The organism is Micromonospora sp. NPDC000207, assembly GCF_040300925.1.
Classification (GTDB): Bacteria; Actinomycetota; Actinomycetes; order Mycobacteriales; family Micromonosporaceae; genus Micromonospora.
This window is the reverse complement of record NZ_JBEPEQ010000047.1, coordinates 1-17,363: the sequence shown is the minus strand read 5'-3', so window position 1 is coordinate 17,363 and position 17,363 is coordinate 1. Positions and strand designations below refer to the sequence as shown.

The following is a 17,363-nucleotide window of genomic DNA, read 5'->3' as shown; positions in this document are numbered from 1 at the left end:
CGCCGAGCGAAGCGAGGTGGCGGCGTGAGCGAGCGGTTGTTGCTGCACTGGTGGCTCGACGACCTGGCGGGGGGACCCACGGTGGTCGGCACCCCCACCGCCCGGACCACCGGTCGGGTGGAGGGGTCGCCGGTGATCCGGCCCGACGAGCGGTTCGGCAGCTGCCTGGAGTTGGGTGGTGGCCCCGACGCTGTCGTCAGCGAATCGGCGCTGTCGGCGGCGGTCACCGCCCAGGTCTGGGTACGGGTCGCCCCGATGCCCGCCGACACGGCGGGGGTCCTGTTCGGGCAGGCCGACGGCTTCACGTTGTGGCTGCTCGGCGACGGTCGTCTCGTCCACCAGCTCACCACCACCGACGGACACGTCAAGCACGACACCCCACCGGGGACGCTGCCCTTCGGCGAGTGGCACCACGTGGCGGTGACCAGCGACGACACTGTGGCCCGGGTGCTGGTCGACGGGGTGGTGGTGGCCGAGACCCCGCTGCCCGGTCCGGTCCGGACCGTGCCGGCCCCGTTCACGCTCGGCCGGGACCCGGACGGGTCGGGTGGACATCTGGCCCTGTCGGCGGCCCAGCTCCGGGTCCACGACGGCACCCGCTCGGCGGAGGAGATCCGCCGGGACATGGGGGCGGGGCAGGCGGTCCGGCCGTCGTTCGTCCGTACCCACCCGCTCGCCTTCGCGCTCGTCGACGCCGACGAGCAACCGGTGCTCCGGATCGACGACGCCCCGGCCGGGCAGACCCTCACCCTCCGGCTGACGAACTCGTCCCGACACGACCTGACCCTGTCACCGGGGGTCGGGCCGGTCTCGGCGCAGGAGCACCACCTGGCGTTGCGGTTCCGGGCCGGGGTGCTGGCCGCCGGGTCCACCCCGGCCCTGTCGGTCCCGGGCTGGACCCTGGCCACCGACGCCGACCTGACCACCTGCTTCCTGCGCGCGCCGGAGGCCACCACGATCGCCGCCGGGCGGAGCACCGAACTGCAGTTGACCGGGATGCGCGCCGACGCGACCGGCGGCACCCGGGGCAGCCGGGTGGAGTTGGGCTACCGACGGCTCGGGTACGTCGGTGAGCCGACCGAGCTGACCGGTTCCCGGCACCAGGTGTTGGAGATCGTCAACCACCGGGGTCGCCCCGACGTACCCCTGCATCTGGGGCTGGTCGGTGGCGACCGGGTGCTCAGCGACGGCAGCGCCGCCAGCACCCTGCGGCTGCGGGTGGCGAACCTGTCCCGGGACGTCGCCGTACCGCTCACCGGTGCGGACGGGGCGGCCCCGACGGAGCTGGTGCTCTCCTTCGAGGTGCAGGGGGCCGGGGAGTCCCGGGACTGGGCGTTGACAGACGCCGGTACGGCCGGAGCGGTGGGTCTGGCAGTGACCGGCCCGGCCGGTGGCGGTTGGCAGGTCCGACGGGAACCGCTCGGGCAGCGCGCGGAGTGGACCCTGGTCCCGGGCGTCGACACCATCCTGCCCCCGGACGGCTGGTGGGAGCTGACCCTCACCGAGGTACACGGTCTGGTCGGCCCGGGACGGGCACCGGTGCGGTTGGCGTACCGCAACGTTCCCGGCTTCCTCGACGGGGTCCTCACCGTCGAGGTGGAGCGCGCGCCGCTGGTCTTCGCAGGTCGCGCGGCGGGGCTGGGCACCGTGACGCCCGAGGCCCGGCTGCACGTCGTGGACCACACCGGTGACGGTAACGGCGGCAGTGTGATCGTCGGGCCGACCCACCAGCCGAACCTGCGACTCGGGTACGACAGCACGTACTCGTGGGTGCAGTCGCACGGCAACGCCCCCCTGGCGATCAACCCGGTCGGCAACAACGTCGGGGTCGGGACCACAGTCGCGGGGTCCCGGCTGACCGTCCAGGCCGTCACCGACCACCTCCAGTTGCGTCGGGAGGCGCAGACCGGGGGCCGACCGGTGTTCCTGGAGCTGTTCCAGGCGGCGACGGCGGCCGACGTCGGCGTCCATCCCGGCATCCGGTTCCACCACTCCGGCAGGTTCTGCCACCGGATCGAGGCCCGCCCCGAGGGCATCGCGTTCACCGACGACGGGTCGGCCGGCCTCATCGACGTGCACGCGGCGGTGGCACACGCCGCCGAGGTACGCGCGAACCGGGTCCAGGCCGCCCAGTTCGTGGCCACCGCCGGCTCCGACCACCTCCAGCTGCGTCGGGAGGAGCAGACCGGCGGTGGGGTGCTGTTCCTGGAGCTGTTCCAGGCCCAGACACCCGACGGCGTCGACGTCCACCCCAGCATCCGGTTCCACCACTCCCACCGGTTCTGGCACCGCATCGAGGGCCGCCCCGAGGGCTTCGCGTTCAAGGAGGGCGCCTCCGACGGGCTCGTGAGCGTGCACGCCGCGCGCGGGAACTTCCAGGCGTTGACAGTGGACGGGGTCTCCATCGGCGCGCACGAGCTGCGCGCCCTGTTGCGCCTGGCCGCCGGGCAGTTGGAGTTCGACCTCTACAACGTCTACCAGGACGAGTACGCCTACGCCGCGGACTTCAGTCCCTTCGACGGCGACCGGCGACACGTCTTCACCTGGCGTCGCAAGGGTCAGCAGGTCAGTCAGGGCCGCTGGCGGATCGCCTTCCCGAGCTGAACGACGAGGACAGCGAGAGACCGAAGCCATGGCCCGCAAACGCAAAGCCGACGACGATCCCACGACCCGCAAGAAGATCAAGCTCGAACCGGCGGACGTCACCGCCCTGAAGGAACGGTTGGCTCTGGGCGGGGACGGGACCCTGACCGGTACCCGTGGCGACGGGAACTTCTACGCCCGGTTCGTGAACATGGGGCAGGGCGACTGCATCGTCCTGGCCACCCCCGCCGGGAAGACGGTGGTGGTCGACTGTGGTTCGTCGCGGACCGACGACGGCCTCTCCGACAACTACCTGAAGCTCTTCGCCTACCACAACCTCTTCGCCGACCGGTTCCTCAGCACCGCCCACCCGCAGGTCGACATCCTGATCCTCACCCACTGCGACAAGGACCACTTCAACAAGCTCGACTCGGTGATGAAACTGCACGACGCGGACGTGAGCGTCGTCGACATCTACCACAGCCGGGAGTTGCACAAGTACGGCAAGGGTGCCCGCGACTGGATCCAGAGCAACCAGACCGGCACCGAGTGGTGGGTCGTCTGCAACGAGGACACCGACGGGAGGGGGTCGACGACGCTGCGCTGTCGGACGCCGAACGACCGGGACTACCAGCCGTACACCATCGTCGCCAACGTCGTGCCCCACCTGGATCCCGACGGTGGGATCCGGATCCACACCGAGGCCGACTGCACCATCACCATCCTGGCCAGCGGGGTCGACGAGGACTACGCCGTCGACGGCGACACCCGGGACGGCAACAACCGGGCCAGCGTCGTCACCCTGGTCGAGGTCTTCGGCAAGAAGCTGCTGCTCTGCGGGGACGCCACCCGGTCGACCGAGGAGTACCTCATGACGGAGAGCACCTCGGCGGAGAAGTACGAGACCCGACTGAGCGGTGTCGACGTCGTCCACGTCGCCCACCACGGCAGCGGCAACACCTCCTCCTCGGACGCGTTCGTGGAGCTCCTCGCCCCCACGGACCGCGCGTTGATCAGCGCCGGAAAGGTCGGCGACCCGGCGTACGGGCTGCCGTCGCGGTCGGTCGTGCAGCGGTACCACACCCAGTTCCAGGGCGACGGCGTGACGGCACCGGCCCACGACGTCTGGTCGTGGCCGAACGGGATCATCACACCGTCGTCGGCGCAGTCCCTCACGACCCCCGTCTACTCCACCGGTTCGATCGTCCCCCAGCCGCTCACCGCCACCCAGCTGGACATCACCTGGACGAAGCCCGCATGAACCGCCGGGAACTCGCCGCGCTGATGGCAGCCGTCGACGGCGGAACCTTCGACCTCCCGGTGGAGGTCCTCCCCGCCAGGGTCGCCGACTGGCTGGGCGGTTTCCTGCCCACCGGCCGGATCTCGCTCACCGCCGCCACCCGACCGACCCCGGGTGACGACACCGCAGTCACCGGCACCTGCCACACCGACCCGTTCACGGCGATGTCCGTGACGATCCGGTTCACACTTGTCGCCGAGGAGGTCACCGGGATCGTCGTCACCGCCGTCGGCGGCCCGACCTGGTCCCTCGCCGACGCCTTCCCGGTGCTGCGGGGCGGGATCCTCGCCGACCCGCGCTTCGACCGACCCACCCTGACCCTCGACTCCGCCCTGCTCGACCGGCCCGCTCCGACAGTGGACTCGGCTTCGCTCGCCGGGGCCGGCTCCGCGTCGGTGGTCGCCGACGTGCCGATGACCTTCACCGGCGACCTGCGGGTCACCGCGGCGATGACCCTGCTGACACTGCTCTTCCCCGGCTCCGAGCACCCGGTGACCGGGACCCTCGTCATGCGCCGGGTCGCCCCCACCGACCTGCCCGTGGCCACACGGTGGGTCCCCGAGGTGCACCTGGTCGGCTACCGGGGACACGATCTGGACCTGGGACCGGTCACCCTCACCGACCTGCGGTACGACCTGGTCGGTCTCCCCCGACTCAACGTCTCCACCATCGACCAGGAGGTGGCAGCGTACGTCAGGGTCGGCGGTGCCCTCCCGGTCCGCACCGCCGACGGCCCCGGCGGGACCACCCGGACCCGGTCGGTCACCGTCGACGCCCTGGTCGGCGGGTGGGGGCACCCGATCCGACTCGCGGCGAACTTCGGGCAGCTCGGCCCGGTCACCCTGGCCGACGTCGCCGGCCTGCTCGGGCAGTCCAGCCTCACCGTCCCGTTCGACATCGACCCCGGTGCCGGGATCACCCTCGGGGAGGTCGCCCTGACCGTCACCCCGGGGTCGTCCCACCTGGTCGACCGGGTGACCGCGACGGTGCACACCGAGGCGGAGTGGGTGGTCGTCGCCGACCTGCTGACCGTCGAACAGATCGACGTCACGGTCCGGGTCGGCGACCCGTTCGGTGTCCCCAAGCTCGGCGTCACAGTGGACGGGCTGGTCGGGATCGGTGCGGACGGCACCCTCGAACTCGTCGCCGACCCGGGCACCCGGCAGCTCGCCGGACACCTCCGCGAGGACGACCCGCCCCTGCACCTGCGGGAGGTGTACGCCCACTTCACCGGCGCGGACCCGACCCACCTGCCCGACCTCGCCGTGGACGCGTTCATGGCCGAGGTCACCCTCCCCGGATCCGGTACCGCGGGCACCGCCCTCACCGGTCTGATCGAGGTCGACGGCGTCTGGGTGATCACCGACGGGGTCGAGCTGCGCGCCGTCACGTTCGCCCTGGACCACGCGCCGGGCTCGACCACCTTCCTGGCCGAGGCCCTGTTCGACCTGCACCAGGTCAGCCTGCGGGTCCGGGCCGGATACGACTCGTCACCGCAGCGGCAGTGGGAGTTCTCCGGGGAGACCGGGCCGGGTCAGCAGATCCCCGTCGGCGGGTTCTTCGACGACCTGACGCACCGCCTCGGCGGCCCCCCGCTGCCCGCCCCGTTGGCCGGGGCGACTGTGGAGAACCTCGCGATGGCGGTCTCCACCGGGGCGAGACGGTTGGCGTTCACCGGGCAGGTCCGGTTCCCCGTCGACGGCACCGACGTGGCGCTCACCCTCGCCGTGGACACCGCAGCCCGGTCGGTCGCCGGGTCGGTGGCCCTGGCCGTCCCGGTCGAGGGCGGCACCTTCCGTCCCCGGCTCGACGTGCACTTCGCCCAGGACCCGACCGCCCGTCGGCTGGCCGCGTCCTACTCGCACGCCGCCACCGACCCGGTGCCGCCGCTGCGTTCCCTGGTGGCGGCGTTGTCCCCGTCGGCCGCCGCCCACGTCCCCGACGGGGTCCGCCTCGACCTGAGGCGGGCACTGTTCGCGCTGACCGCCCCCACCGGCGGCGCGTCGAACACGTACGTGTTCGGGGTGGAGGTCGCCGCCACCCTCGACCTGGCGAAGCTGCCGGTGGTCGGCGACCACCTCACCGGGGCCACCACCATGGGCGTCGACCCGCTGCGGGTGATCGCGGCCACCACGGCGCTCGTCGCGGCCGAGGTCGAGGCGGTCGCCGCCCTGCTCCCCGACACCGCGCCCCGGCTGCCCGCCGGGAACCTCGCCGCCGGGTTCACCGTCGACGCCGTGGTCCGCCTCGGACCGCTGACCCAGGCCGTCACCGTGCCGGTCGGCGGCCCGTCGGGCGTGGTGGCCGCGACCTCGGGCACCCCGCCGGTACGCACCGGCGACGACGCCTCCTGGATCAGCGTGCAACGGTCGTTCGGGCCGCTGCACGTCGCCCGGGTCGGGCTGGCCTTCCGCAGCTCCCCGGGCGGTGGATCCCGGATCGCGTTGCTGCTCGACGCGTCGGTGACGGTGGCCGGACTGACCCTGTCCCTGACCGGCCTCACCGTCGAGGTCCCCGCCTCCACCCCGATCGGCCCGCCCACCTTCGACCTGGCCGGAGTCGGCCTGTCGTACGCCAGCGGGCCACTGCGGATCGACGGGGCGTTCCGCAAGACCACCATCGAGTACGAGGGCCACAGCTACCCCGCGTACAGCGGCGGGCTGCAACTGCGTACCCTCCGGTTCTCCCTCGGGGCGCTCGGCGCGTACGTGCAGCTGCCCGCCGGGCCGTCGCTGTTCGCGTACGCCTTCCTCAACGGCATCCAGGGCGGCCCGCCCTACCTGTCGGTACGCGGACTCGCCGCCGGGTTCGGGTACAACCGCCGGTTCGTCGCCCCCGACATCGCCGACGTGGCGACGTTCCCGCTTGTCGTCGACGCGGTCAGCGGACCACCACCGGGGACCACCCTCGCCGACGAGCTGCGGATCCTCGACGACTACCTGCCGCCGTCGGTGGGGGACTACTTCCTCGCCCTCGGTGTCCGGATCAACTCGTTCGAGATGGTCGACTCGTTCGTCCTGGTCGCCGCCGTCTTCGGACACCGGTTCGAGCTGGACGTCCTGGGGTTGTCGACAGTGGTGCTACCGGCCCCGGAGCCCGCCGCCACCCCGGTCGCCCCGCTGGCGCAGGTGCAGCTCGCCCTGCGGGCCAGCCTGGTCCCCGAGGACGGTTACCTGACGGTGGCCGCCCAACTCACCCGGGCGTCGTACGTGCTGTCCCCGGACTGCCACCTGACCGGCGGTGTCGCCTTCTCCACCTGGTTCGCCGGGGAGCACGCCGGTGACTTCGCCCTCACCGCGGGCGGCTACCACCCGCAGTTCCCGGTGCCGGCGCACTACCCGACCGCGCCCCGCCTCGGTTTCAGCTGGCAGGTCTGCGAACAGCTCAGCATCTCCGGCGGGGCCTACTTCGCGTTGACCCCGAGCAACCTGATGGCCGGTGGCCGGGTCAGCGCGGTGTGGCGGGACGACTCGCTGCGCGCCGCCTTCGACGCCTCGATGGACTTCGTGCTGTCCTGGCAGCCGTACCACTACGAGGCGGCCCTGCACGTCGGGGTCGACGTGTCGTACACGTTCCAGGCCTTCGGCACCCACACGATCAACGTCCACGTCGGCACCGACGTCCGGCTCTGGGGTCCGGACTTCGGCGGCACCGCCCGCATCGACCTCGACGTCACCAGCATCGACATCCCCTTCGGCGCCGAACCCCGGGCCACCCCTGCGGCGTTGTCGTGGGGCCGGTTCCGCGACACGCTGCTGCCACCCCGGGAGCGGGTGGTCGGGGTGTCACTGCGCGCCGACTCGCACCGCAGCGCCACCGACGCCGACGACGACCTGGGAGTCGCCGACCCGCAGGCGTTGGTCCTGGTGAGCAACAGCGCCATCCCGGCCAGCAGCGCGGTACGCGGCGACGAGCGGACTCCCCTGTCCACCGGGGCCGGGCGGACCCGGTTCGGCGTCGGACCGGTCGACGTCGCGAAGGGTGCGGTCACCGCCGTACACCGGATCGTCATCACCCACCAGGGCACCCCGGTCGAGGACCGGTTCGAGTTCACAGCGGTCTGCACCGCCCTGCCGTACGCGCTGTGGGGCGGTAGCCTCCGGGCGTCGGTCACCGACCCGACGCTCCTGACCGACCTGGTCACCGGGTACGAGATCCGACCCCGGCCGGCGGAGACGCCCGAGGACCCGGTCTGGATCGACGGGGCGCGGCTGCGCGCGGGCACCCCGTTGTACGTCCGGGAGACCATCGCCCTCGACCCACCGGCGCGCAGCCCGGTGGTGGTGGCCGAACCGGCCGCCCGGGCGGCCGTCATCGAGCAGGCGATCGCCGCACCCGGCGTCGCCGCCGCACGGGCCGGTGTGCTCGCCGCGCTGCTGCCCTCGACGGAGATCGACCTCACCGGCTTCGACACCAGCCAGTTCCACGCGATCCCGGAGGTGGCCGCCCATGCCTGAGTCCCGGCTGGAGTTCCGTGACCACCACCGTCCGGTGCTGGCCGCCGGCGACTACCAGGTCACAGTGACGCAGCAGGTCAGCCTGGAGCCGGAGGACTTCTCCACGACCCGCCGGTTCACCGTCGCCGGTGACCGGTTCGGGCTCGCCCCGTCCCTGGTCCGAACGGTGTTCCCCCCGCACGGCAGCGTGGGTGACCACACCGGGGTCCTGCCGCACGTGGTGCTCGACCGGGCCACCCTGCCCTGGGAGCGCCGCCCTGTCGCCGACGACCCGACGACAGCCCCCTGGCTGGCGTTGCTGCTGTTCACCGAGGACGAACGGCCGACGCCGCAGACCGTACCGCTGGGGCAGCTCGGGGCGGGGGGTCGGCTGCCGACGGCGGCGGCCACCCCGGAGCGGCACGAGTCGACCGACGACCCGGTCACCGTCGTCGACGTACCGCTCGATCTGCTGACCGACCTGGTGCCCGACCACGCCGAGCTGCCCCTGCTGGCGCACGTGCGCGCCGGTGACGCCGACTCGGGCGAGGCGGCGGTGGTGGTCGGGACCCGGCTCCCCCCGGCCGGTGCCACCTGCACCGTGCACCTGGTCTCCCTGGAGCACCGGTTCCGGGCGACGGGTGACGGGCGGGTGGTTTTCGACCCCGGACCGGCCCCGGGCGGCTCCGAGGTGCACACCGTCCGCCTGGTCAGTCTGACCAGTTGGCGGTTCGCATCGGTCAGCGCCGACCACACCTTCGCCGCGCTGGTCCGGGACCTGGCCGACGACGGCGGCACCCTCCGGCTGCCCCCGACGGGCAACGAGGCCGCCGAGCGTCGCCTCACGCAGGGGTTCGTGCCCCTGCGGCATCACCTGCGCCAGGGCGGACGCAGCATCGGCTGGTACCGAGGCCCCCTGGTGACGGGTCCGACGGACGACGGGCCGGTGGCCCCCACCCGGACGGGCGACGCGCTGCTGCGCTTCGACCCGGACCTGGGCATGTTCGACGTCGGGTACGCCGCCGCCTGGCAACTCGGCCGGCTACTGGCGTTGAGCAGCGGCGACGTCGCCGCCGGGCTGTACGGGTGGCGTCGCCGCCGGGATCAGCGGACCAAGCGGAGCGTGGACGGGGGGTATCCGCTGGCCGTGACGGCCATCGACGACGCCCCACCCGCCGGGGTGGTCGACTGGCTGGCCGGTCTGACCCGCCTGGACGGGATCCCGCTGACCTACCTGGTGCCCGACGAGGGGTTGGTGCCGGTCGAGACGATCAGGTTCGTCGGGGTGGACCAGACCTGGGTGCGGCACCTCGTCGACGGGGCGACGAGCATCGGTCGCCTCGGTCCGGCCGACGAGCGACGCGACGCGGACGCCTCCGTACCTGTGGACTTCCCCGTCCTCACCGGGGCGCTCATCCGTTCCGACGTGGTCTCGGGCTACCCGGACCTGCTCGTCGACGGGTACGCCGACCCGGAGGGCGAGCAGCCGCTGCCGCGCTGGCGGACCCGTCGTCTCACTCCCGACCTGCTGCTCTGCCTCTTCGTCGGGGACCTCGCCCGGTTGGACCTGCACCAGCCGCCGCAGGCCCGGCACCTGGCCGTCGAACCGACCCCGGCCGGCACGTTCGGGCGGGTCCTGCGGGCTCCGGGCGGCACGGACCGCCGACCGGAGCCGATCGACGGTCTGCCGTTGGGCCCCCGGGGGACGGTCCCCGTGGCCGACTTGGCGGTGGCGGTGGCGGCGGCCCTGGGGGTCGCTGCGGGCGACGTCGGTTCGGGCGACCTGGCCCTGCAGCTGACCGAGACCGCCGAACGGGTCACCTTCCTCCGCCGACCCACCGGCGGGTCGAGGTGACCCGCCGGTGAGGCGGGCCGGTTCCGGGTCACCGGAACCGGCCCGGGGTTCACCGCTGCGCGGGAGCGGCCCCGTTGTCGTTGAACCGGAAGGTGATGTTCTTCAGGTCGCCGTCGCCGGGTTCCTCCAGGATCAGACCGTTGGTCGGCGAGTGCTGCAACAGCGCCGAGTTGTTGCTGATGTGGTAGACCCCGTCGGCACCGTCGACCTTGGTGATCTCGAACTGCTGCTTCGGCTCGTCCGACGTGCAGTCGGCACCCTCGACCCGTAGCGGCTGGGTGTTGCCCGGGTTGAGCACCTGCCAGCAGACCGGGTCACCGGTGCCCGGTCCCCCACCACCACCCTTGTACGACTTGACCTGGAACCTGTCGCCCGCCACCGGGGTCGGGACGAACAGCTGCCGCCCGCTGTCGTCGTCGGCCTCGCCGAGTCGGCCGTCGTCGAGCAGCGACAGGCCCGCCTCGAACCCCTCGACCCGGACGATGGTGACCTGACGCGTGCCGGAGAGCAGCTCGTCGTCGGGGGCAGCCGCACTCGACCCGGCGGGGGTGGGGGTGGCGGAGGTCGCGGCCGGGGTGGCCGGGGTGGTCTCCGCGGTGGGGACGGTCGTCGAGCCCGACACCTCCTCGGCGACCGGGTCACCGTTTCCGCAGGCACCCATCGCTGCGGTCAACACCAGTGCCCCCGCTCCCGCGAACAGTTTCCGCATCACCATCACCTTTACCTTCCGTCGCCGCGCCGGCACGCTTCGACATCGTTTGATCACTTGTCGCTCTTCTTGTCCGGTACCCCCCACGATCGACAGATAAGCCTCCCCGCCCGGTCCGATCTGGATTCTGGACGGCGGAGGGCGCGGAAGCGGTCGGTGAGCGGCCCGGCGTCGACGGCCAGGCAAGCGGTATCCTGTGCGTTCCGTCGAAACGGCCGAGGAACTGGGTCGGAAATCCGACTTCACACCACGGCACCGCTGTTGATTCCAGCCGACCAATTCACTGAGGATGGTCTTCCCTGGTGAGCTTCGGTGGAAGGGTACGACGGAAATGCAACTTCCACGTCGAGGTGAATTGCGCGCCCAATTCTCCTGTTTCCTTAATCGGTGCCCGGCCGGGGTCTCAGGTGACTGACCGCAGAATCGTCGAGAACAATGCCGGGAAATCCGGCAACGTCGCGAGGAACCTCCTCGTACGGTCCCTGGCGATCATCGAATTCGTCACAGCTGCGGCCACCCCGCCGCGCTTCTCGTCCATCGCCCGGGCCACCCGGATCCCGAAGAGCACCCTGCACCGACTGCTCGGCGCGCTCATCGAGGCCGAGCTGATGGTCCGCTTCGGTGACGCGTACGGCGTCGGCGACCGGTTGACGGGCCTGCGCCCCGTGGTCACCGAGCCCCTGGCACCCCAGATCCGCCACGTCCTCCTCCCCCACCTGGTCAAGCTGCACCACGCCACCGGACTGGTGTCCTACCTCGGAGTGCTCGACCTGGACGCGGTGGTCGTCAGCGACGCGGTGTACACCCTCGGACAGGAGACCGTGGCCCCGCTGCGGGGAGGGCGGCTCCCCGTGCACTGCACAGCTGTCGGCAAGGTCCTGCTGGCCTACGACGCCCGACTGGTGGAGCGCTTCGAGGAGCTGGCGGAGCTGCCGGCCTCCACCCCGTACAGCGTCTCCGACGGGCGGAACCTGCGTCAGGAACTCCTGCGGATCAGGGTCACCGGTACGGCCTGGGCGGACCAGGAGTGGCGGCTCGGGATCCGGGAGGCGGCGGCTCCGGTCTTCGGTCCGACGACCCGCCCGCTGGCCGGGCTGGCGCTGCTCTGGAGGGACAGCACCCCCGGGCACGACCCGAATCTGTTGCAGGCCCTGCGGCAGGCAGCCTTCGCTGCCTCTCTGGCCCTGCGCCGGGCCCTGGCCGGGGAGGCAGGACACCCCTCCTGAGCTGGCCATTGTCCGATTTGTCGGGTTAATCGGGTGGGGAAGGTGAGTGGTTCCGGAGCCCGGAACGACAGCCGACCCCGACCTGCGCCGATCAGGCACGGTTGGTCCACCGTCGGACCCGGTCGCGGCCGACCGGGAACGGCACCACCGACGTCCGATGGAGGGACAATGCACGGGACACCAGCCCGACCACCCGAGTCCCGGGCCGCGATCGCCCGGCGTCTGATCACCCTGCTGGAGTTGGTCGCGACGGGTGACCCGCACAGCCTCGCCGGCCTGGCCCGCCGGGCGATGCTGCCCCGGACCACCACCTACCGCCTGCTGCGCATGTTGCAGGGCCTCGACATGGTCGACAGGCTCGACGCCCGGTACGTCCTGGGGCACAGATTCGGACGCCTCGTCTCCGGCGCCACCCGCCACGAACGGGACCTGCGCCGGATCGTCATGCCGGTGCTGTTCGAGCTCGCCCGCCACCACGACCTCATCGTCCGCCTGCTCGTGCTCCGGGGCGACGAGGTGGTGGCGGTGGAACGCCTGTTCGGACACCGGTACGCCCGGGCGATGCAGACGCACCCCGACCGCGTCCCGGCCCGACTCACCACCGCCGGCCGACTCCTGCTCGCCCCGCCGCAGCACGACCCGGTCACCCCGCACGCCCGGTCGGGTCAGCGCGGCCAGCGGCCACTGCGGCCGGTCGACGTCGCGCCGGTGGACCCGGCCCGGGAGCACCTGGACCGCGTCGAGGTCCCCGTCGTCGGGCCGGACGGCCGGCCGGTAGCGGTCATCGAGCTGGCCGGCTACCCGGAGCACTTCTCCCGGCCCTTCCTCACCATCGCCGCCCAGCGGGCCGCCTTCGACGCCACCCGCCTGCTCGCCGGGGACTGCCGACGGCCCTGACACCGACGCTCACTCCGGCCCGTCAGCCGCCCGGTCGCAGAGGGCCGCCGCCGGCGGCCAACAGGATCCGCAGTCGCAGTTCGGCGGTGCACGCCGCCGCGAGATCCCCGAGGTCACGTAGCTCGCCCCGGGACCAGGCGCGAGCCGAGGTGTCGATCGCGCAGAGCGCGCCCAGGGCACGCCCGTCCAGGTCGGTCAGGGGCAGCCCGGCGTACGCGACGACCCCGAGGTCGGCTATCGCCCGACTGTCCCGCACCTTCGCGTAGATCCGGGCGTCGGCCACCACCAGAGCGCCGTCGAGCACCACGTCCTTGCAGAGGGACTCCTCAAGGGACGTCTGTCTGGTGACGGCCCAGGGTTCGGGCAGCCCGGCCAGCCCCGGGAAGACCTGCCGGTCCGGCAGCACCATCGTCACCAGGGCGACAGGCGTCTGGAGCACCCGGGTCACGATCCGCGCCATCGAGTCGAACCAGGGGTCCGATCGGGCCCCCAGACCGGCGCGGCCGATCGCCGCCAGTCGGTCCGACTCGGCGAACACGGCCAGGTCGGCCGCTACCTGTCCCGGTCCCGTCATCCCGACCTCCGGACCACTGGTGGAGCCTGCGACGTTCACGGTACAACCGATGACCGTCTGTCATCCCTGCGCCACCCGCCGTGCAGTACATCCTCCACGTCGGGGAGCCTCCACTGTCGCGCCTCGGGGGCGACGCAGCGCCAAACAAGGGCCACCATTACCACAAATGCCCAAAATCACCTCTTTTGCTGATAGATACTGACGCCGATGGAGCGGCCACTTCCCGCCGATTCCAGCGGACGCAGTCGACGGAGGAACCCTGTGGAACAACTCGACACCGAGCGCGGGCCTCGGAGGAGCCTCGCCGACCGCTACGACCCACGCGACAACGCGTTCGGGTTCCTGCGGCTCGCCCTGGCCCTCGGGGTCCTGGTCGCGCACTCGTGGCCGCTGGGCCTGGCCCGACCCAGCTTCGGCGCCTCCCTCACCTTCGGGCAGAGCGACCTCGGCACCCTCTCGGTGCAGGGGTTCTTCGTCATCTCCGGCTTCCTCGTCGCCGGGAGCGCACTACGGCTGTCCCCCGCCCGTTTCGCCTGGCACCGGGCCCTGCGGATCCTCCCCGGCCTCTGGGTCTGCCTGGTGGTGACCGCCCTGGTGATCGCCCCGGCGGTGTACGTGGTCGAGAACGGCACCCTGACCGGGTTCCTCACCCACCCCGAGGGACCCCTGCGGTACCTCGTCGTCAACTGGTTCGGCGCGATGGACCAGTACCCGATCGCCGGGCTGCTGTCGGACACCCCGTACGGCCGGGTCGTCGGTGGCCCCAGCGCCTTCGACGGGTCGCTGTGGAGCCTGAAGTACGAGTTCGGCTGCTACCTGCTGATCGGTGTCCTGGCCGCGACCGCCGTCCTGCACCGGGCGTTCCGCTTCGTCCTGGCCCTCACCGTCGGGGCGTACCTGCTCGTCCTCAACGACCTGCTGACCGTCGCCAGCGTCACCGACCGGCCACCGCAGCGGGGTGCTGTCGGGCTGCCGTTGCTGGGCAGCTTCGCCGCCGACTGGACGCTCTACCTCACCTTCCTGTTCCTGCTCGGGGCCTGTGCCCGCCGCTACGCCCACCGGCTGCCGATGACGGGTGGCCACGCCCTGGCGGCCGTCGTGGTCATGGTCGTCTCGATGCGCCTCGGCGGGTTCTTCGCCGTCGGGCTGCCCGCCTTCGCCTACCTGGTGCTCTACCTCGCCGTGGCCCTGCCCCGGGCGCTGCGCCGGATCGGCCGGGAACGGGACTACTCCTACGGCATCTACATCTACGCCTTCCCGGTGCAGCAGGTCGTCGCCCTGCTCGGCGGCGCCGCGGGGGGCCTGCTGGTCTACACCCTGCTGTCGGTCGCCGGCACCCTGCTGCTCGCCGTACCCAGCTGGCACCTGGTGGAGCGACCGGCGCTGCGGTGCAGGAACTGGCTCGCCGCGCCGGTGCCCACGCCCGTGGCCACCACGTCCACGCCCCCGACGCCCGGCCACGTGTCGAGGAGAGAGGTTCGGTCGAGATGACGACCGGTTCGGTCCGAGGGTCCCGGCTGAGCCGTCTGGCCGGCCTGGCCCGCTGGCAGAAGGTGATGCTCGCCCTCGTCGCGGTCTTCGCGGTGCTCTGCGCCACGCTCGTGACGCTCGGCCTGGGCGCCCGCCACCGCTACGAGAGCCGGGTGCAGCGCGAGGACATCCTCGGCGACGGCGCCCCCGGACGCGACGAGCGGCGGTGGGCCGAGGGGCCGCTGAACCTCCTGCTGCTCGGCTCCGACTCCCGCGACGGCGAGCCCGACCAGGGGACGTACCCGGGCCAGCGCTCCGACGCCATCATGGTGGTGCACCTCAACGCGGCCCGGGACACCGCCACCGTGGTGTCGATCCCCCGGGACAGCTACGTCGACGTCCCGGCCCGGGAGGGCAGCTGGAACGGCGGCCCCAACAAGATCAACGCCGCGTTCGCCTTCGGCGGGGCCGCCCTCGCCGCCGAGACCGTGCACCGGCTCACCCGCGTACCCCTCGACGGGGTGCTGGTGGCGAACTTCGCCGCCGTCCGGTCGATCGTGGACGCGGTCGGTGGGATCACCGTCTGCCTGCCACACGAGGTCGCCTCCGTCACCACCGGAGCCCGGTGGCCGGTCGGCTGCCACAGGTTGGACGGACCGGCCGCCGACGACCTGGTCCGGCAGCGACACGACGTCCCCGGGGGCGACTTCGGGCGGATCCTCGACCAACAACTCGTCGTACGGGCCATCGCCGAGCAGGTCACCAGCGGGAACCTGCTCGCGAACCCGGCCAAGCTGGACCGACTGCTGACCACCGCCGCCGAGGCGCTCACCGTGGACCGGGACCTCGACCTCACCGACCTGGCCCTGGCGGTGCGCCGGATCCGGCCGGAAACCCTCCGGTTCGTCACCGTCCCGGTCGCCGACCCCGCCGTCGACACCCCGGCCGGCTCGGCGGTACGGCTCGACGACCGGCTCGCCGCCGACCTGTTCACCGCCGTCCGGGACGACACAGTGGACCGGTGGCTCGCCGACAACCCGCAGGCGGTCACCGTCAACTGAGCCCGGCGACGCGACGGGGACCGGCCGACCGGCCGGTCCCCGTCGTTCCCGGTCAACCTCCGGTCACCGGGAACGACGCCAGTACCGGCAGGTCCAGTCCACCTGGTGCAGCTCGTCGGTGATGCCGTGCTCGGCGCGGAAGTCGTCCACCGCCTGCTTGCAGCCGCGTACCGCGTGGTAGTCGTCGGCGATGACGTACCCGCCCACCGACAGCTTCGGGTAGAGACTGCGCAGCGCCACCATCGTCGAGTCGTACATGTCGCCGTCGAGGCGGATCACCGACAACCGCTGGACCGGCGCCGTGGGGAGGGTGTCCTGGAACCAGCCCGGCAGGAACCGGACCCGGTCGTCGAGCAGGCCGTAGCGCCGGAAGTTCGCCTTGACCTGCTCCTGCGGCACCGCCAGGATCGACTTCGTCCAGAGCGCGTCCTCCATGTCCTCGATCCGGCCCGGTTCGGCCTTCGGCAGCCCCCGGAACGAGTCCGCCACCCACACCGACCGGTCCCGGTCGCCGTAGGCACGCAGCATCCCCCGCATGAAGATCACCGCGCCGCCACGCCACACCCCGGTCTCGATCAGGTCACCCGGTACGTCGTCGGCCAGCACGTCGGCGATGCACCGCTCCAGGTTGTCCAGCCGCCGCAGGCCGATCATGGTGTCCGCCTCCGGCGGCCAGTCACGGCCGTTGGCCCGGGCGTCGGCGTCGAACGGGAACCTCAGCACCAACTCCAGTCCCCGGCGCTGCAACAGGTGCTTGTACCGACGGTAGATCCGGCCGTGCAGGGACCTCTCGCGAGGGTGGTACGGCATCCAGCTCTCCTGGAACACGTACCGGGTCAACGCCTGCTTGAGCAGGTCGCAGTACATCGCACGCGGATCGGTCAGCTCGGTCCGCTCGGTGGTGAGCGTGTCACTCATCGGTTGTCTCCTCTCACGGTCGGTTCGGACGGGTACGACCGGAGGTCCGGCCGGTGCGCCGCGACCCCCGTCGACCCGGTTCGTCCGGTGGTCACCGACGTGACCACCGGCGGGGTTCGGTGGGGGTGGTCCGGTCGGGGGTGTCGGCGTCGGCGAGCACCCCGTGTGGGACGTACCGGGTGGCCTCGGGGTCCGGGGCGCGGCGGGTCGGCACCGACTCGATCGGAACCCGGCCGGTCGCCACCCGGAAGGAGCGGCTGCCCGCGTCCGCCCGGACCAGCGGACGACCGCGTACCGACCCGAGACCGCCCCGGGGGTCGGCGGGGACCGGCGC

Annotated in this window: 12 protein-coding genes; 8 read left to right on the top strand and 4 right to left on the bottom strand. The window is 72.3% G+C overall.

The features are described 5' to 3' along the window. Window positions 1-24 precede the first annotated feature (24 nt). Genes ABT336_RS14010 through ABT336_RS13995 form a run of 4 tightly spaced genes read left to right on the top strand, consistent with a single transcriptional unit; the run spans window position 25 to window position 10,174 of the window. Window positions 25-2,604 (top strand): LamG-like jellyroll fold domain-containing protein, encoded by a 2,580-nt coding sequence (locus tag ABT336_RS14010; protein WP_350896957.1) that lies wholly within the window; start codon window positions 25-27, stop codon window positions 2,602-2,604. 28 nt (window positions 2,605-2,632) lie between these two features. Beyond that, window positions 2,633-3,844 (top strand): ComEC/Rec2 family competence protein, encoded by a 1,212-nt coding sequence (locus ABT336_RS14005; RefSeq protein WP_350896955.1) that lies wholly within the window; start codon window positions 2,633-2,635, stop codon window positions 3,842-3,844. After that, on the top strand, window positions 3,841-8,340 hold the full coding sequence (locus tag ABT336_RS14000; RefSeq protein ID WP_350896954.1) for a DUF6603 domain-containing protein: 4,500 nt from the start codon (window positions 3,841-3,843) through the stop codon (window positions 8,338-8,340). Before ABT336_RS14005 ends, ABT336_RS14000 begins: the two co-directional genes overlap by 4 nt. Beyond that, on the top strand, window positions 8,333-10,174 hold the full coding sequence (locus ABT336_RS13995; RefSeq protein ID WP_350896953.1) for a hypothetical protein: 1,842 nt from the start codon (window positions 8,333-8,335) through the stop codon (window positions 10,172-10,174). Before ABT336_RS14000 ends, ABT336_RS13995 begins: the two co-directional genes overlap by 8 nt. Before the next feature lie 49 nt (window positions 10,175-10,223). Here ABT336_RS13995 and ABT336_RS13990 read toward each other — a convergent pair whose 3' ends face one another. Beyond that, complete coding sequence (locus tag ABT336_RS13990; protein ID WP_350896952.1) at window positions 10,224-10,883, bottom strand: hypothetical protein; 660 nt, start codon at window positions 10,881-10,883, stop codon at window positions 10,224-10,226. 407 nt (window positions 10,884-11,290) lie between these two features. On the opposite strand from ABT336_RS13990, the gene ABT336_RS13985 reads away from it, so the two are divergent. Together ABT336_RS13985 and ABT336_RS13980 are read left to right on the top strand one after the other, a co-directional pair. Then, complete coding sequence (locus ABT336_RS13985; protein WP_350896950.1) at window positions 11,291-12,109, top strand: IclR family transcriptional regulator; 819 nt, start codon at window positions 11,291-11,293, stop codon at window positions 12,107-12,109. Window positions 12,110-12,277: 168 nt separating this feature from the next. Next, window positions 12,278-13,006, top strand: coding sequence for a helix-turn-helix domain-containing protein (locus ABT336_RS13980; protein ID WP_350896949.1), 729 nt, complete (start codon window positions 12,278-12,280; stop codon window positions 13,004-13,006). Window positions 13,007-13,028: 22 nt separating this feature from the next. On the opposite strand, the gene ABT336_RS13975 is transcribed toward ABT336_RS13980, so the two are convergent. Further along, window positions 13,029-13,580 carry a GAF domain-containing protein gene (locus ABT336_RS13975; protein ID WP_350896948.1) on the bottom strand — a complete coding sequence of 184 codons (552 nt, stop codon included), beginning with the start codon at window positions 13,578-13,580 and terminating at the stop codon, window positions 13,029-13,031. A gap of 261 nt (window positions 13,581-13,841) precedes the next feature. Between ABT336_RS13975 and ABT336_RS13970 the strand changes: the two genes are divergently transcribed. Both ABT336_RS13970 and ABT336_RS13965 read left to right on the top strand, forming a co-directional pair. Continuing rightward, the gene (locus tag ABT336_RS13970; protein ID WP_350896947.1) at window positions 13,842-15,071 is read left to right on the top strand and encodes an acyltransferase family protein; all 1,230 of its coding nucleotides are present in this window, start codon (window positions 13,842-13,844) and stop codon (window positions 15,069-15,071) included. Next, window positions 15,068-16,111, top strand: coding sequence for an LCP family protein (locus ABT336_RS13965; protein ID WP_350896946.1), 1,044 nt, complete (start codon window positions 15,068-15,070; stop codon window positions 16,109-16,111). Before ABT336_RS13970 ends, ABT336_RS13965 begins: the two co-directional genes overlap by 4 nt. Window positions 16,112-16,174: 63 nt before the next feature. On the opposite strand, the gene ABT336_RS13960 is transcribed toward ABT336_RS13965, so the two are convergent. Both ABT336_RS13960 and ABT336_RS13955 read right to left on the bottom strand, forming a co-directional pair. Further along, on the bottom strand, window positions 16,175-17,029 hold the full coding sequence (locus ABT336_RS13960; protein ID WP_350896945.1) for a TylF/MycF/NovP-related O-methyltransferase: 855 nt from the start codon (window positions 17,027-17,029) through the stop codon (window positions 16,175-16,177). A gap of 91 nt (window positions 17,030-17,120) precedes the next feature. Next, window positions 17,121-17,363, bottom strand: a 243-nt coding sequence (locus tag ABT336_RS13955; RefSeq protein ID WP_350896944.1) for a hypothetical protein, incomplete at its 5' end; no start/stop codon positions are given.

Coding starts and splice junctions, on each gene's coding strand:
- ABT336_RS13965 (WP_350896946.1), top strand. CDS start 15,068: ATGACGACCGGTTCGGTCCGAGGGTCCCGGCTGAGCCGTCTGGCCGGC.
- ABT336_RS13960 (WP_350896945.1), bottom strand. CDS start 17,029: ATGAGTGACACGCTCACCACCGAGCGGACCGAGCTGACCGATCCGCGT.
- ABT336_RS13980 (WP_350896949.1), top strand. CDS start 12,278: ATGCACGGGACACCAGCCCGACCACCCGAGTCCCGGGCCGCGATCGCC.
- ABT336_RS13990 (WP_350896952.1), bottom strand. CDS start 10,883: ATGCGGAAACTGTTCGCGGGAGCGGGGGCACTGGTGTTGACCGCAGCG.
- ABT336_RS14005 (WP_350896955.1), top strand. CDS start 2,633: ATGGCCCGCAAACGCAAAGCCGACGACGATCCCACGACCCGCAAGAAG.
- ABT336_RS14000 (WP_350896954.1), top strand. CDS start 3,841: ATGAACCGCCGGGAACTCGCCGCGCTGATGGCAGCCGTCGACGGCGGA.
- ABT336_RS13975 (WP_350896948.1), bottom strand. CDS start 13,580: ATGACGGGACCGGGACAGGTAGCGGCCGACCTGGCCGTGTTCGCCGAG.
- ABT336_RS13995 (WP_350896953.1), top strand. CDS start 8,333: ATGCCTGAGTCCCGGCTGGAGTTCCGTGACCACCACCGTCCGGTGCTG.